Source organism: Herbaspirillum sp. (assembly GCF_017744395.1).
Lineage (GTDB): Bacteria > Pseudomonadota > Gammaproteobacteria > Burkholderiales > Burkholderiaceae_D > Herbaspirillum.
Genome location: NZ_JAGIBI010000003.1, coordinates 520,845 through 535,287, shown reverse-complemented (window position 1 = coordinate 535,287; position 14,443 = coordinate 520,845). Strand labels below are relative to the sequence as shown.

Genomic DNA, 14,443 nt, shown 5'->3' with positions numbered 1-14,443 from the left:
TCGGATGGCGCCTCAGCTTATTTGCTGATGCCCTTGTTCCATTGTTCCAGCCAGGCCGAGCGATGCTGGAGCAGGTCGGTCGGCTTGACGAACTTGAGCGAAGCGATGTGCTCGCCGCCGTAGGTATTGAATTCCGCCTTGTCCTTGGGCAAGGACACCTGGGTATTGACCGGCGAATCCACCAGCTCCATGGCCAGCGCGGTCTGGACTTCCTTGGACAGCCAGAAGTCCATCAACTGGTAAGCCAGGTCGGCGTTCTTGGCCTTGGCCACGATGCCCATGACGTTCATGCCGGCCGCCTGGCCTTCGGCCGGGATGCTCCATTTCAGCGGCATGCCGGTCTTCATCAATTGCGCCCAGGTAAAGCGCGCCACCGGCGCGGCCCAGATCTCGTCCTGCGCGAACAGCGACGACAACTGGGCGCTGTTCTTGGTAAACGTCACCACGTTGTTCTTCACCGCCAGGATCTGCTTCATGCCGGTGGCGAAGTCGCCGCCCTTGCCGCCCCAGGCGATGTCGGCCATCTGCAGCGCCAGCGGGCCTTGGGTGGTGCTGACGTCAGGCAAGGCGATGCGGCCCTTCATCGCCGGGCTCCACAGGTCTTTCCAGGAGTCCAGCGACTTGATCTTGTCGGTCCGATAGACCAGGCCCACCGAGTAGATGGTGTAGCCGACGGCATAGTTGCCGCCGATGGGATTGCGCGCGAAGGGATAGATCTGGCCGTAGTTCTTCAGGCGGCTGTAATCCAGCGGCTGCACCAGGCCCTTGCGGGAGGCTTCCAGCATGCCGAAGTCCGACAGCAGCACCAGGTCGACCACCGGGTTGTTGCGGCGCGCATCCAGCTTGGCGATGCGGTCGGCGTTGTTGCCGGTCTCGACCACGATTTCGCAGCCGCATTTTTCCTTGAACGGGGCATAGACCAGCTTGTTGAACAGCGGCTGGGCGATGGGATAGGCCGACAATACCAGCGTGCGCTTTTCGGCATGGGCCGGTGCGGACAGGACCGCCATGGCCAGGGCGGCCGCGGCAAATGCACCGGAAAAACGGACTTTGTTCAACATGATGATTCCGAGGACGGACAGAAAGGTCATCTATTGTAGACCCGCCCCCAAGGGCGGATCCGGCCGGCGCTGGATACCCGGCGCCGGCGCGCCGGACGGCGAACCGGTCAGAACACGTGGCGCATGCCCAGCATCAGCACGGCCTGCTTCTTGTCGCTGGAAGCGGGGAAGCCGAAGATGTTGGCGTTCTTGGCGTCGCCTGCAGCCAACTGGTAGCTGTAGGTGATGGCCACGTCGGTGCGCTTGGACAGGAAGTAGTCGGCCTGCAGGTTGATCTGGTGCCACTTGGGCCTGGTGTTGGTGGTCTCGTACTTGCCGGTCGTGAAGAAGTAGGACGCGCCCAGGTTCAGCGCCGGCGTGTAATGGTTCACCAGGTTGATGTCGAAGTTCTCCAGGGTCAGCTTGGTGTTGTCCAGGTAGTCGTACTTGACGTTGCTGTACATGGCCCCGAAATCGGTGTTGCCCACGGTATAGAAACCGCCGGTACCGGAAATGCGCTGGCGGCGCACGCCGGCGCCGCCGACGCTCTTGTTGAAGATCAGCAGCGAGCTGGCGTAATCGTTGCCCATGGCGCCGTCCGGGCTCTTGGGGCTGTTAGGCGTATCCATTTGCGTGAACGCCACGGCCCAGCGGAAATTGCCGCCCTTGTAGCCGGAACCGATACTCATGACGCGGTTGACGCTGCTGTCGCCGGCGGCCTCGCCGAAACCGTACAGCGCGGTGACATTGAAGTCATTGAAGTAAGGGCTGACGTACTTGACCGAATTCTGCGCGCGCAGGTTGTTGTAGCCGTTGTCGTTGTCGCCGATGTGCACGCCGTTACTGGCGATCACCACCGGGCCCAGGTAATCCTTGACCGCTTCATACTGGCGCCCCAGGGTCACGGTACCCATGGTATTGCTGGACAGGCCGACGAAGGACTGGCGTCCAAACAGGCGGCCGCTTTGCGCGGCGGCGCCGGTCATCATGTTGAAGCCGTTTTCCATGTTGAAGATCGCCTTGTTGCCGCCGCCCAGGTCTTCCTGGCCGCGGAAACCGATGCGCGGGTTCTGGTTGGTGCCCGACAAGGCTTCCAGGTTGTGCGCCCCCTTCTCGTTGGTCAGGTAGCCGATGCCTCCCGAAATCAGGCCATAAATCTCGACCTTGCTTTGCGCCTGTGCCTGTACCGCGGCCAGTGCAGCCGGAATTGCCAGCGTACCGATCATCCAATGCTTCATCATGCCTACCCCCATTCGATTTGATAATGGCCTTGCAGCCCTAAATTGCTTAAATTTGCTGCGAATGGTGTGGAGAATAGGTCAAGTGGTTAAATAATATAATTTGTTTATATTTATAATTTCATAAACCAAATTTATAAACAAAGCGCCCCGCCGCCCCGCGGCCGCGATCTTCGCCATGATCAAATTGAACCAGAAAGTCACTCTGCGGCATTTGCAGGCCCTGGTTACGCTGGCCGCCACCAACAGCTTCAGCCGGGCCGCCGACGAGTTGGCGGTAACCCAGCCGGCCCTGTCGGCCGCTATCAAGCAGCTCGAAAACCAGCTTGGGATAAGGCTTTTCGACCGGACCACCCATCAGATCAACCTGACCGCGCAAGGCGCGGTGGTGCTGGAATATGCCCGCCATCTCCTCAACACCGCCACCAATATCTTCAATGACATCGAGCACGCCATTGGCACCGGGCGCCAACGCATCCGCATCGGCGCCATCCCGTCGGCGGTGACTTTGACCGCCGCGACGATCGCCCGCTACAACCAGGCGCACGACCAGCATGTGGAAATTATGCTACAGGACATGCCCAACGACGCGCTGCTGGATGCCTTGTATTCCGGCAAGCTGGACTTCTGCGTGGGCATCAAACCGCCCGATTCCCAGGCGCTGGAAACGGTGCCCCTGTTCGAGGACGAACTGGTGCTGATCGTCCCTCGCCACCACGCCCTGGCCGGCGCCAAGGAAGTGCAATGGCGCCAGATGGCCGGCGAGGAAATCGTCATCTTCACCCAGGGCAGCATCTGGGAATTCGCCTCGGCGGCGCTGATGCAGCACGGGCTGGCCGCGTCGCAGCGCTACCAGATGGTGCACAGCGAGTCGTTGTACGGCGTGGTGCGGGCAGGCATTGCCATCGGCATCATGCCCAGCCTCTATACCAGCTACCTGCGCGACGACAGCCTGCACGTGGCGCCGCTGCGCCAGCCCACGCTCAAACGCAAGATCGTGCTCATGCGCCGCAACGAAGTCAGCCGCAGCCGTTGGACCGACCATTGCTTCAAGGAGCTGCGCAACGACCTGAAACAGGCCAACCATTGGTTTTGAAAGCGGAGCGGGCATCTCCGCTTCCCTTCTCTTTAGCCAGCTACATAATGGCGTATCCTTTCACAAGGCAATCCATGGCGCCGTTGAAGAACGGCCGGCAGATGAGTGAAGCCCATGGGGCCCTTCCTGCAGTCCGTTTTCAAACCCAGGGAACAGCGATAAATATCCTCCTTTGAAAAAGACCAAGAACAATGAACAGCCCCTACGCCGAAGCCGACAACACCCAAACATCCCGCCCTGAAGCGTCGCCACGACGGCGCAGCTTATTCGCCGCGTGCGGCGCGCACGCGGTCCACGACGGCCTGACCGATGTCATCTACGTTCTCCTTCCGCTATGGCAGTCGCAGTTCGCGCTGAGCTATTCCCTGGTCGGCCTCTTGCGCGGCTCCTACTCCGGCGTGATGGCCGGCTTCCAACTGCTGGCGAGCCGCTTCGCCCGGCGCTGGGGCCGCAAACGCGTGCTGGTGGGCGGCACTGCGCTGGCCGGCCTTTCCTACCTGATTGCCAGCCAGGCGAACGGCATCGGATGGCTGCTCTTGGCGCTGGTGCTCGGCGGGCTGGGCGCCAGCACGCAACATCCGCTGGCCTCGTCGCTGGTGGCCGACAGCCAGCAAGATGGCGGCAAGGTCAAGGAAGCGCTGTCGCATTACAACTTCGCCGGCGATATCGGCAAGACCCTCATTCCCGGCCTGATCGGCCTGCTGCTGGTGGTGGCGAGCTGGCAGGCCGGCGCCGCGCTGATCGGCCTGCTGGGCATGGGAGCCGCTGCGCTGCTGTGGTGGCTGATCCCGCGGAACCAAGGATCGGATACGAACCGCCCCAAGAATTCCGCAGGCAAAGCCGCCGCGCCGCGCGGCGGCATGTGGGCATTGCAGGCGACCGGCATCATCGACAGCGCGGTACGCATGGGATTCCTCACCTTCCTGCCGTTCCTGCTCAGCAGCAAGGGCGCCGGCACAGCCGGCATCGGCGTCGCGCTTTCGCTGCTGTTCGTCGGCGGCGCCTTCGGCAAGCTGCTGTGCGGCTATCTCGGCGCGCGCGTGGGCATGATGAAGACGGTCTGGCTGACCGAGGGCACCACCTCGTTATGCATCCTGCTGGCCGTGTGGCTCCCGCTGTCCTGGCTGATGATGATGCTGCCGCTGCTGGGCCTGGCCCTGAACGGCACCTCCTCGGTCTTGTATGGCACGGTGCCGGAACTGGCGGGCTCCGAAAAGCGTGACCATGCCTTCGCGCTGTTCTATACCGGCACCATCGGCGCCGGCGCGCTGTCGCCGGTGCTGTTCGGCCACCTGGGCGATCTCTCCGGCGTTCCGGCCGCCCTGCAGATGCTGGCGGCATTCCTGCTCCTCACCTTGCCGCTGTCATGGAAGGTGCAGAACAGCCTGGATGCGGGCTGAACAATCGCTGCAGCGCCATGTCGCGGCTCAACTACGCAGGGCGCCAAATTGCGCCGTCCCCCTTTCTTTTCAGCCGCCTTTAGGTAAGATCAGCAAAACGCATAACTACAATCACCAGGGGGATTTATGAAAATAGGAACCCGTCTAGGCGGTTCGTTCATGCTGGTGACATTGCTCACCTGCGTCTTGATCGCTGTTTCCCTCCTGACTCTGGGCCAGATAGGACGGCACTGGGATGGATTTTCCGGCACGGTCCTGAATAAGCAGGCTTATGCCACCCAGGGCTATATCAAGCTCGGGGACGGCGTCCAGAATTTCAAGAACTATGTTGTCAGAGGCAAGGAGTACGACAAGAAATTTCTTGGCGATATGGATGCGATTTCCCAGCTGGTTGCGGACTACAGGAAACTGGGGATCGACAATCCCAAAGAGCAGGAACTGCTGGAAAAAATAAAATCGGGCGAGCAGCTGTACCGGGAGGCCTTGTCCAAGGCCCAGTCGATGAAAGCGAGCGGCGCATCGATTGCCGAGATAGACGCCGCAATCAGCGGCGCGGACAAGATACTTGCCGCCGGATTTTCCGGCTTGCTCGCCATTGCCCGCGATAGCGCCGACTCCACCGGCCAGGGCATTTCCACCTCGATCGGGTCGGGCAAAATCATTGAGATAAGCGTCGGCGCGGCGACGCTGGTTCTCGCCATCGTTCTCGCCGTCCTTGCCACGCGTTCCATCACCCGCCCCATGCGCGATGCGGTCGAGATCGCCAAGACGGTCGCCGCAGGCGACTTGAGCAGCCGCATCGATGTCACACGAAAGGATGAGACGGGAGAACTGCTGCAAGCCTTAAAGGATATGAATGAAAGCTTGAGAACGGTTGTCGGCAGCGTGCGATCGGGAAGCGATACCATCGTGGCGGCGTCGACCCAGATCGCCGGAGGCAACCTGGACTTGTCGGCGCGCACGGAGGAACAGGCCAGCTCGCTGGAACAGACCGCCGCGGCCATGGAAGAAATCACATCGACGGTCAGGCGCAATACGGACCACGCCCGGCAAGCCAATTCCCTGGCAGCCTCGGCCTCGGCGGCAGCCACCAAAGGCGGCGCCGTGGTCTCCGACGTGGTGACGACCATGGGGCAAATCAGCGAGTCCGCCAAAGAAATCGTCGATATCATTTCCGTGATTGACGGGATAGCGTTCCAGACAAATATCCTGGCGCTGAACGCGGCAGTCGAAGCGGCCCGCGCCGGCGAGCAAGGCCGGGGATTCGCCGTTGTCGCCTCGGAGGTGCGCAGCCTGGCGCAACGCTCCGCCACCGCCGCCAAGGAAATCAACCTCCTGATCAGCAACTCGGTGGAGAAGGTGGAAGCCGGCAGCAAGCTGGTCCGGGAAGCCGGCGCGACGATGGATGAACTGGTCGCCAGCGTGAAAAACGTGACGGACATCATGGGCGAGATATCGGCCGCGAGCAGCGAACAGGAGGCCGGCATCGAGCAAGTCAACCAGGCCATTGCGGAGATGGACACCGTGACGCAGCAAAACGCGGCGCTGGTCGAAGAAGCCGCGGCGGCGACCGAATCGCTGAAGACCCAGGCCAGGAACCTGTCCGCCGCGGTCAGCGTCTTCAAGCTGGAACGCATCCAATTCGCTTAGACCGACCTTCAAAACACCCCGTCCCAGCCCTTCCCCCGACCCGATTGCCGCATGGCAATCCGGGTGCTATGCTATGGCCTCGTTTCATGCACTTTTCTGCTGCATCGCACAACGACGGGATAATTCGATTCTTTGTTGAACCGAAATGAGGGGTCTGACAAATGAACACTAATGCGCCTGATACAGAGGACGCAAGATACCAGGTGTCGTCCAAGAGGGAAATCGTCGCTCTGCTGAGCACGATGATGAAGGAGAGCCTGGAGCTGTCCATCCGGGTCAAGGATATGGAAGGAGCGGTCGCGACCTCCATCCTGCGCATGGACGAGAACGTGATGTTCATCAAGGCGGCGCCGAACGCCGGCCTGAACAAGGCGATCGTCGAAAGCAGCGACGTGGTTTTTTCCGCCAATCCGCGCAACGCCCTGATCAAGTTTTCCGCCAAGCAAATCCTCCACACCGGGGCCAATGAACAATACCTGGCGCTGAAAGTCGCCATCCCCGATCAGCTGGTGCGCATACAGCGGCGCGAATTCTTCCGGATCGATGTTCCGCCGACTTCTTCCTTGCGCTGCAAAATCCGCTTCACCGGCCCCGACGGCAAATTCAACCTGCTGTGGGCCGCGGTCAGCAACATCAGCGCGGGGGGCATCGGCATTATCGACAAAAGCGCGTCGCTCCCGTTGCAGGCCGATACCGTCTACGACGATTGCCACCTGGAACTGGGCGTGGCCACCACCGTCCCCGTCAGGCTGAAGGTGCGTTCGGTCAAAAAAGAAGAACAGCCCAACGAAAACCATATCCACCATTTCGGCTGCGAATTCGTCGAGACGCCGCGCGCCGTCCTGGCCGCCATCCAAAAATTCATCTTGCAACTGGAGCGGGAACAGAACGCCCAGAAGATCAAGGTCAAGGACGACCCCGCCAAATAAGTCCATGCGACGGCAGGATGTCTCCGGCGTCCGCCCCCCTTCCTATAGAAAAATAGAAAAGATGTTGCAGCCGTTGATCACCTCCAGCGGCAGCACATTGACCAGCGGCCGCCCGTCTTCGCGACCGTTGATGGCGCTGAACGCGCTTGCCGTCACTCGGCATCCCGTTCGGCGACCAGGATCTGCCCGTCGATCCGCATCCACTTCACGCTTCGCGCCGATGCGGGAGAAGCCCGGGGTGTGGATGGCGATCATGGTTGGCTCCCCCAAATTCGTACTGGCATCGTTAAGAGTACGAATCATGAAGTAAGATGGCCTCATCTCAACAATCCATGATTTTTCCTCATCCAACATGCTTGATCGAATCCATTTGTCCATCGTGCAGGAAGTGGAGCGGCAAGGTTCGCTGACCGCCGCCGCCGGCGTCCTGCACGTGACGCAGTCGGCCCTGAGCCACAGCATGAAGAAGCTGGAGCAGCAACTGGGCACCGACATCTGGCTGCGGGAAGGCCGCAGCCTGCGCCTGACCCAGGCCGGGCAATACCTGCTGGCGGTAGCCAACCGCGTGCTGCCGCAGTTGTCCCTGGCCGAAGAACGCCTGCGCCAGTTCGCCCAGGGCGAACGCGGCGCGCTGCGCATCGGCATGGAGTGCCATCCCTGCTACCAGTGGCTGCTGAAGGTGGTGTCGCCGTACCTGGCGGCGTGGCCCGACGTGGATGTGGACGTGAAGCAGAAATTCCAGTTCGGCGGCATCGGCGCGCTGTTCGGTTATGAGATCGACCTGCTGGTGACGCCCGATCCGCTGGACAAACCGGGACTGGTATTCGAACCAGTGTTCGACTACGAGCAGGTGCTGGTGGTGGCCGGCAAGCACCAGTTGGCCAAGGAGGAATACATCAAGCCCAAGCAATTGACCAATGAGGTACTGGTGACTTACCCGGTGCCGGTCGACCGCCTGGATATCTACAGCATGTTCCTCACGCCGGCCGGCATCGCGCCCAAGCGCCACAAGGCCATCGAAACCACCGACATCATGATGCAGATGGTCGCCAGCGGCCGCGGCGTGGCCGCGCTGCCGCGCTGGCTGGTGCTGGAATACGCCGACAAGATGGACGTGGTGCCGGTGCGGCTGGGCAAGCACGGCATCGCCAAGCACATCTTCCTGGGCGCCCGCGAAGCCGATGTCGGCATCGACTACCTGAGCGCCTTTATCGAGCAGGCGCGCGGACCGCTCTCCGCGGCGCCGAAAAGCTAACGCCGCTCCTGAATCGCCTGCGCCGGCGCATCGATGCCCACGCCCATGGCCTGGAACAAGGTCGCCGTATCGGCCAGCCGCGCCGCCGTGGCGCGGATCTCGCCCAGGCGCGCATTGCGGTATTGGCGCTCGCCGGCGCGCACGGCGCCGGGTGCGATAGCGCCCAGCGCGTTCCGCTTTTGCGCATTGCGCCAGCTCTGCTCGCTGTGGCCGCGCGCGGCGGATGCGGCCTGCAGCGCGTCGGCGTCATGGGTCAGCGCCACCAGGCTGTCGGCCACGTTCTGGAACGCGTTCAATACCGTCTGCCGGTAATTGTCTTCCGATGCCAGGTAAGCCTCTTGCGCGGCGCGCCGGCGCGCGCGCAAGGCGCCGCCGTGGAAGATCGGCTGCGTGAGAGAGGCGCCGATGCCCCACACCGCGCCCGCGGCGCCGGTGGCCTTGGGCCAGGTGAAACCGGATTGCCCGAACGATGCATTGATCGACAGGCTGGGGAACATCTCGGCCGTGGCCAGCGCTTCCTGGGCCGCGGCCACCTTCAGCGCGGCGTCGGCCGCCAGGATGTCCGGCCGCTGGCGCAGCAGGTCGGACGGCACCGACAGCGGCACCTGCTCGGGCAGGCGCAAGGCGGCGATGTCGAGGTCGGCGGGTGCGGCGTCGGGCGTGCGTCCCATCAGCACCGCCAGCGCATGCCGCATGGCCTGCCACTGCGATGTCAGCCCCGGCAGGCTGGCGTGCAGCGATTGCGCATTGGCCTGCGCCGCCAGCACGTCGTCGGCGGCCACCGCGCCGACGGCGGCGCGCCGCCGCAATTCATCCGCATCGGTGTCGGCCAGCGCCGCCAGGCGCTCGGTCTGCATGACCTGCTCGCGCAGCGAGGCCGCATTGATGGCGGCGATCACCACATTGGCCGCCAGCGCGCGGCGCGCCGCATCGAGCTGGTAGGACTGGGCGTCGACCTGGGCCGCCAGCGCCGAGTTGGCGTAGCGCTCCACGCCGAACAGGTCGAAGGTATAGCTGGCGCGGATCTGGCCGGCAAAGACGTTGTACAGGTTGGTCTGCGGTCCCATGGTGGGCAGGCCCAGCGCGCGCTGGCGCGAGGCTTGCCCGACCGCGTCGATGGTGGGCCACAGCGACTCATTGACCTGCGCGCGCAATTGTTCCTTGGCGCCGGCCAGGCTACGTTCGGCCTGCGCCAGCGAATGGTTGTGCCGCAGGGCCTCATCCACCCAGGACGACAATTCGGGCGAGGCATAGGCCTGCCACCACTGCGGCACGGCGCGCTGGCCCAGCACGAATTGCTGGCGGGCGCCGTCGGTGCCGATGGCCGCCGGGGTCGCCTCCACCGCATAGTGATCGGGCTGCGGCATGGCGGGCGCATCGCCGGCCGGCCCCAGGGCGCATCCGGACAATGCCGACAGCGCCAGCGCCGCCAGCAGCCGGGGCTTGAACAATTCATGAGTAAGCATCAGTGGCTCCCTTGCGTGGCCGCATTGCCGTGGTGGGTTTCGCTGGTCTTGACCCGGTAGCACAGCGCATACAGCGCCGGCAGGTAGAACAGGGTCAGCACGGTGGCGATGGTGATGCCGCCCATCAGGGCGGTGGCCATCGGACCGAAGAAGTTGCTGCGCAACAGCGGGATCAGCGCCAGCACCGCCGCCGCCGCGGTCAGCGTGATGGGACGGAAGCGGCGCACGGTGGCGCCGACGATGGCGTCGAAACGGCCGCGGCCGGCGGCGATGTCCTGCTCGATCTGGTCCACCAGGATCACCGAATTGCGCATGATGATGCCCAGCATGGCGATGGTGCCCAGCATGGCGACGAAGCCGAACGGCTGGTGGAACAGCAGTAGCGCGCCGACCACGCCGATCAGGCCCAGCGGCGCGGTCAGCACCACCATCATGGTGCGGCCGAAGCTTTGCAACTGCACCATCAGGAGCAGCAGCACGGCGATCACCATCAGCGGCATCTGCGCCGAGATCGAGGACTGCGCCTTGGCGTTTTCCTCGACCGGGCCGCCGACGTCGATGCGGTAGCCCACCGGCAAGCCGGCGCGCAGCGCATGGAGCTTCTGGTCCACCGCGTTGGTCACGTCGATGCCCTGCACGCCGGCGCGCACGTCGGCCAGCACGGTGATGGTAGGCTGGCGGTCGCGTTCCCAGATCACGCCGTATTCCAGCGTATTGCGGAACTGGCCGAGCGTGGCCAGCGGCACCGGGCCGTTGGCGGTCGGCATGGACAGCGTGGCCAGGCGCGCGGGATCGACGCGCTCGTTGCGCGGCGCGCGCAGGTCGACGCTGATCAGCTTGTCGCGCTCGCGATACTGGGTCACGGTGTAGCCCGACAATTGCATGGCCAGGAAGTTGGAGATCTGCAGCGAGGTCAGCCCCAGTTCGCCGGCGCGCTTCTGATCCACCTCGAACGACACCGAGCGCTGGGCCGGCTCGTCCCAGTCGAATTGCACGTTGGTGGCGCGGCTCTCCTTGCGGATCTCGGCGGCCACCTGTTCGGCGATGGCGCGCACCTTGGGGATCTGCTCGCCGCTGACGCGGAACTGCACCGGGAAGCCGACCGGCGGGCCGTTCTCCAGTCGCGTCAGGCGTGTGCGCAGGCCGCTGAACTGCGTGCGCAGCGGCTCTTCCAGGGCCTTGGCCAGCGCCTCGCGGTCTTCCACCGATTTGGCCGTGACCACGAATTGCGCGAAGTTGGCGCTGGGCAGCTGCTGGTCCAGCGGCAGGTAGAAGCGCGGCGCGCCGGTGCCGACGAAGCTGATCACGTGGTCGATCTGCGGGCGGCCCTTGAGCACCGCTTCCATGCGCTGCGCCTCGCGCTGGGTGGCCTCGAAGGAAGCGCGCTCCGGCAGGCGCAGGTCGATCAGCAGTTCGGGACGGTCCGAACTGGGGAAGAACTGCTGCGGCACCAGGCCGAACGCGGCCAGCGAACCGATGAACAGCAGCGTCGTGGCCAGCACCACGCGGCCGCGGTAGGCCACGCACCAGGCCACCATCTTGCGCAGGCGGGTGTAGATGCGGGTCTGGTAGATCGGATGGTCGTGGTCTTCCTCGTCGTGGCCGGCGTGGGGATTGGCGGCCAGCTGCTCGTCGGTCAGCGCATCCGGCTTTTCCTTGAGCATGTGGTAGCCCAGCAGCGGGATCAGCACTACCGCCGCCAGCCAGGACAGCAGCAAGGCGATCGCCGACACCTCGAAGATGGAGCGCGTGTATTCGCCGGTGCCCGACTTGGCCAGCGCGATCGGCAGGAAGCCCGACACCGTCACCAGCGTGCCGGTCAGCATCGGGAAGGCGGTGCTGGTATAGGCGAACGCGGCGGCGCGGCGGCGGTTCCAGCCCTGCTCCAGCTTCACCGCCATCATTTCCACGGCGATGATGGCGTCGTCCACCAGCAGGCCCAGCGCCAGCACCAGCGTGCCCAGCGAGACCTTGTGCAGGCCGATGTCGAACATGTACATGAACAGGGCGGTGACCGCCAGCACGATGGGAATCGAGATCACCACCACCATGCCGGTCCGGATGCCCAGCGACACCAGGCTCACCACCAGCACGATGGCGACCGCCTCGGCCACCGCCTCGAGGAAGTCGTCGACCGACTTCTCGACCGCGTGCGGCATGCTGGCCACCGGCGTCAGCGCCAGGCCGGCCGGCAAGCGACGGCGCAGCTCGTCGGTGCGCGCGTCGAGCGCCTTGCCCAGGCGGATGACGTCGCCGCCGGGCTGCATGGTCACGCCGATGCCAAGCACCGGCTTGCCGTTGGAACGCATCTCCTGCTCCTGCGGCTCGTCGTAGCCGCGCCGGATGGTGGCGATATCACCCAGGCGGAAATTGCGGTTGTTGATGTGGACGATCTTGTCCTCGATCGCGCGCAGGTCCTCGAACTGGCCGCTGGGCCGCACATACACGCGGTCGCCGCCGGTGGTCACCAGCCCGCCCGGCGCCACCGCGTTCTGGCCGCCGATGGCGTCGGCCAGCTGTTGCGGGCTGATGCCCAGGCGCGTCATCTTGGCGTTGCCGATGTCGATGTAGATGTGCTGGTTGCGCTCGCCGAAGTAGTCGATCTTGCCCACGCCGGGCACGCGCAGCAGTTCGCCGCGCAACTGGTCGGCATAGTCGCGCAGCTGCGCCGGCGTGAAGCCGTCGCCTTCCAGCGCGTAGATGTTAGTGTAGACGTCGCCGAACTCATCGTTGAAGTAAGGCCCGCGCACGCCCTGCGGCAGGGTGGCTGCGATGTCGCCGACCTTCTTGCGCACCTGGTACCAGGTCTTGGGCACCTGCGCCGCCGGCGCCGTGTCCTTGATGGTAAAGAACAGCTGCGACTGCCCCGGGCGCGAATAGCTGCGCAGGAAGTCGACGTCCGGCGTCTCCTGCAGCTTGCGGGCGATGCGGTCGGTGACCTGCTCCTGCACCTGGCGCGCGGTGGCGCCCGGCCAGTCGGTCTGGATCACCATCACCTTGAAGGTGAACGGCGGATCTTCCGATTGCGACAGGCGGGTGTAGGAGCCGATGCCCAGCAGCGTCACCAGCGCCAGGATGAAGGTCACCAGCGCCTGGTGCCGCAGGGTCCAGGAAGACAGGTTGAAACGGTCGGTGCCGGGCGTGCTCATAGTGCGAAGTCCTCGGCGTGCAGCGGGGCGATGGGCTTGACCTTTTCGCCGACGGTCAGCGTGTGCACGCCCTGCACCACCACCTTGTCGCCGGCAGCCACGCCCTGCGCCAGCGAGATGCTGCGCTCGCCGTAGGCGGCCACCGTCACCGGACGCAGCGCCAGCTTGCCGTCGCCGCCGACGATCCATACCGCGGGCTTGTCGCCCTGGTGGAACAGCGCCGTGGCGGGCAGCACCATGACCGGCCCGGCCTGCTGCGCGCGCGCGCCCGGCGCAATGGCAACCTCACCGGTCATACCCAGGCGCAGGGCCGCATCCGGTTGCTCCAGCGTGACCTTGACGCGGTAGGTGCGGCTTTGCGGATCCGCCGCCGGGCTCACTTCGCGCACGCTGCCATTGAAGCGCTTGCCCGGCAAGGCCGGCAGCGTGACGGTCGCCGCCGCGCCGGGATGGATGCCGGCGACCTGGCTGTCGGCCACGTCGGTGATCACATCCACCGCGCCGGACCAGGCTAGCGAGAACACCGGCTGGCCGGCCGCCAGCACATCGCCGGTGTTGGCCTGCTCGGCGCTAATCACGCCGTCGTGTTCCGCCACCAGGCCGGTGTAGCCGCGCTGGTTGCCGGCTACCGCCGCGCGCGCCTGCGCCGCCTTGAACTGGGCTTGCGCCGCCGCGTGGGCATCCTGGCTTTGCTCCAGTTGCTGGGTACTGATCAGGTTGTCGCGCGCCTGTTCGGTATCGCGCCTGAGCTGCTTTTGCGCCGCCTCCAGGTGCTCGCGCGCCGACGCCAGTTCAGCCTGCGCGCTGGCGGCATTATGTTCGGCATCGGCCGGATCCAGGCGCGCCACCACCTGCCCCTTGCGCACCGTATCGCCCAGGTGTACGCGGCGCTCCACCAACTGGCCGGCGACGCGGAAAGACATCGCGGTAACGAAGCGCGGCTGCACTTCGGCCGGCAAGTACAGCGTTTGCGCGCCGTCGCGCTGCTGGGCTTGCAGGACCACCACTTCACGCGGCATTTCGGCCACCGGGGCAGGCTTGCCGCAGGCGGCCAGCGCCAGGGTGAGCGACAGCGCCAGCGCCGGGGGCGCCAGGCGATGCGTGCCGGCAATGCGCGCAGGCAGGCTGCGCAGGGAGGGATGGAGGACGAGCTTCACGACGTTCCTTTCATGGAAGGTGGATGTCCGGACCGCCGTGCGCTCCGAATCCCGGGGGCAATT

Annotated in this window: 11 protein-coding genes; 5 read left to right on the top strand and 6 right to left on the bottom strand. The window is 64.6% G+C overall.

Annotation, left to right across the window (positions count from 1 at the left end; genetic code table 11):
* Window positions 1-17: 17 nt before the first annotated feature.
* Together J7548_RS11265 and J7548_RS11260 are read right to left on the bottom strand one after the other, a co-directional pair.
* Window positions 18-1,061: an ABC transporter substrate-binding protein gene (locus tag J7548_RS11265; RefSeq protein WP_290974630.1), complete on the bottom strand. Its 1,044-nt coding sequence runs from the start codon at window positions 1,059-1,061 to the stop codon at window positions 18-20.
* Window positions 1,062-1,168: 107 nt separating this feature from the next.
* On the bottom strand, window positions 1,169-2,266 hold the full coding sequence (locus J7548_RS11260) for a porin (protein ID WP_290974930.1): 1,098 nt from the start codon (window positions 2,264-2,266) through the stop codon (window positions 1,169-1,171).
* A 190-nt stretch (window positions 2,267-2,456) separates the two neighbouring features.
* Here J7548_RS11260 and J7548_RS11255 point away from each other — a divergent pair, with 190 nt between their 5' ends.
* From J7548_RS11255 to J7548_RS11240, 4 genes are all read left to right on the top strand, one after another.
* Complete coding sequence (locus J7548_RS11255) at window positions 2,457-3,374, top strand: LysR family transcriptional regulator (protein WP_290974628.1); 918 nt, start codon at window positions 2,457-2,459, stop codon at window positions 3,372-3,374.
* Between the two features lie 191 nt (window positions 3,375-3,565).
* A complete protein-coding gene (locus J7548_RS11250; protein ID WP_290974625.1) occupies window positions 3,566-4,774 on the top strand; it encodes an MFS transporter in 1,209 nt (402 codons plus the stop codon).
* Window positions 4,775-4,933: 159 nt separating this feature from the next.
* Entirely contained in the window at window positions 4,934-6,424 is a 1,491-nt protein-coding gene (locus J7548_RS11245; protein ID WP_290974622.1) for a methyl-accepting chemotaxis protein, read from the top strand.
* Window positions 6,425-6,627: 203 nt separating this feature from the next.
* Window positions 6,628-7,353 carry a flagellar brake protein gene (locus tag J7548_RS11240; protein WP_290974620.1) on the top strand — a complete coding sequence of 242 codons (726 nt, stop codon included), beginning with the start codon at window positions 6,628-6,630 and terminating at the stop codon, window positions 7,351-7,353.
* A 42-nt stretch (window positions 7,354-7,395) separates the two neighbouring features.
* On the opposite strand, the gene J7548_RS11235 is transcribed toward J7548_RS11240, so the two are convergent.
* Window positions 7,396-7,608: a hypothetical protein gene (locus tag J7548_RS11235; RefSeq protein ID WP_290974617.1), complete on the bottom strand. Its 213-nt coding sequence runs from the start codon at window positions 7,606-7,608 to the stop codon at window positions 7,396-7,398.
* Window positions 7,609-7,705: 97 nt separating this feature from the next.
* On the opposite strand from J7548_RS11235, the gene J7548_RS11230 reads away from it, so the two are divergent.
* Window positions 7,706-8,608, top strand: a complete 903-nt coding sequence (locus tag J7548_RS11230) for a LysR family transcriptional regulator (RefSeq protein WP_290974614.1) — start codon at window positions 7,706-7,708, stop codon at window positions 8,606-8,608.
* Here J7548_RS11230 and J7548_RS11225 read toward each other — a convergent pair.
* Genes J7548_RS11225 through J7548_RS11215 form a run of 3 tightly spaced genes read right to left on the bottom strand, consistent with a single transcriptional unit; the run spans window position 8,605 to window position 14,347 of the window.
* Window positions 8,605-10,074, bottom strand: a complete 1,470-nt coding sequence (locus J7548_RS11225; RefSeq protein ID WP_290974611.1) for an efflux transporter outer membrane subunit — start codon at window positions 10,072-10,074, stop codon at window positions 8,605-8,607. The two genes, J7548_RS11230 and J7548_RS11225, sit on opposite strands and share 4 nt — an antisense overlap.
* Window positions 10,074-13,223, bottom strand: coding sequence for an efflux RND transporter permease subunit (locus J7548_RS11220; protein ID WP_290974608.1), 3,150 nt, complete (start codon window positions 13,221-13,223; stop codon window positions 10,074-10,076). The genes J7548_RS11225 and J7548_RS11220 overlap by 1 nt, the downstream gene beginning before the upstream one ends.
* Window positions 13,220-14,347, bottom strand: a complete 1,128-nt coding sequence (locus J7548_RS11215) for an efflux RND transporter periplasmic adaptor subunit (protein WP_290974929.1) — start codon at window positions 14,345-14,347, stop codon at window positions 13,220-13,222. Before J7548_RS11215 ends, J7548_RS11220 begins: the two co-directional genes overlap by 4 nt.
* Window positions 14,348-14,443: the final 96 nt, after the last annotated feature.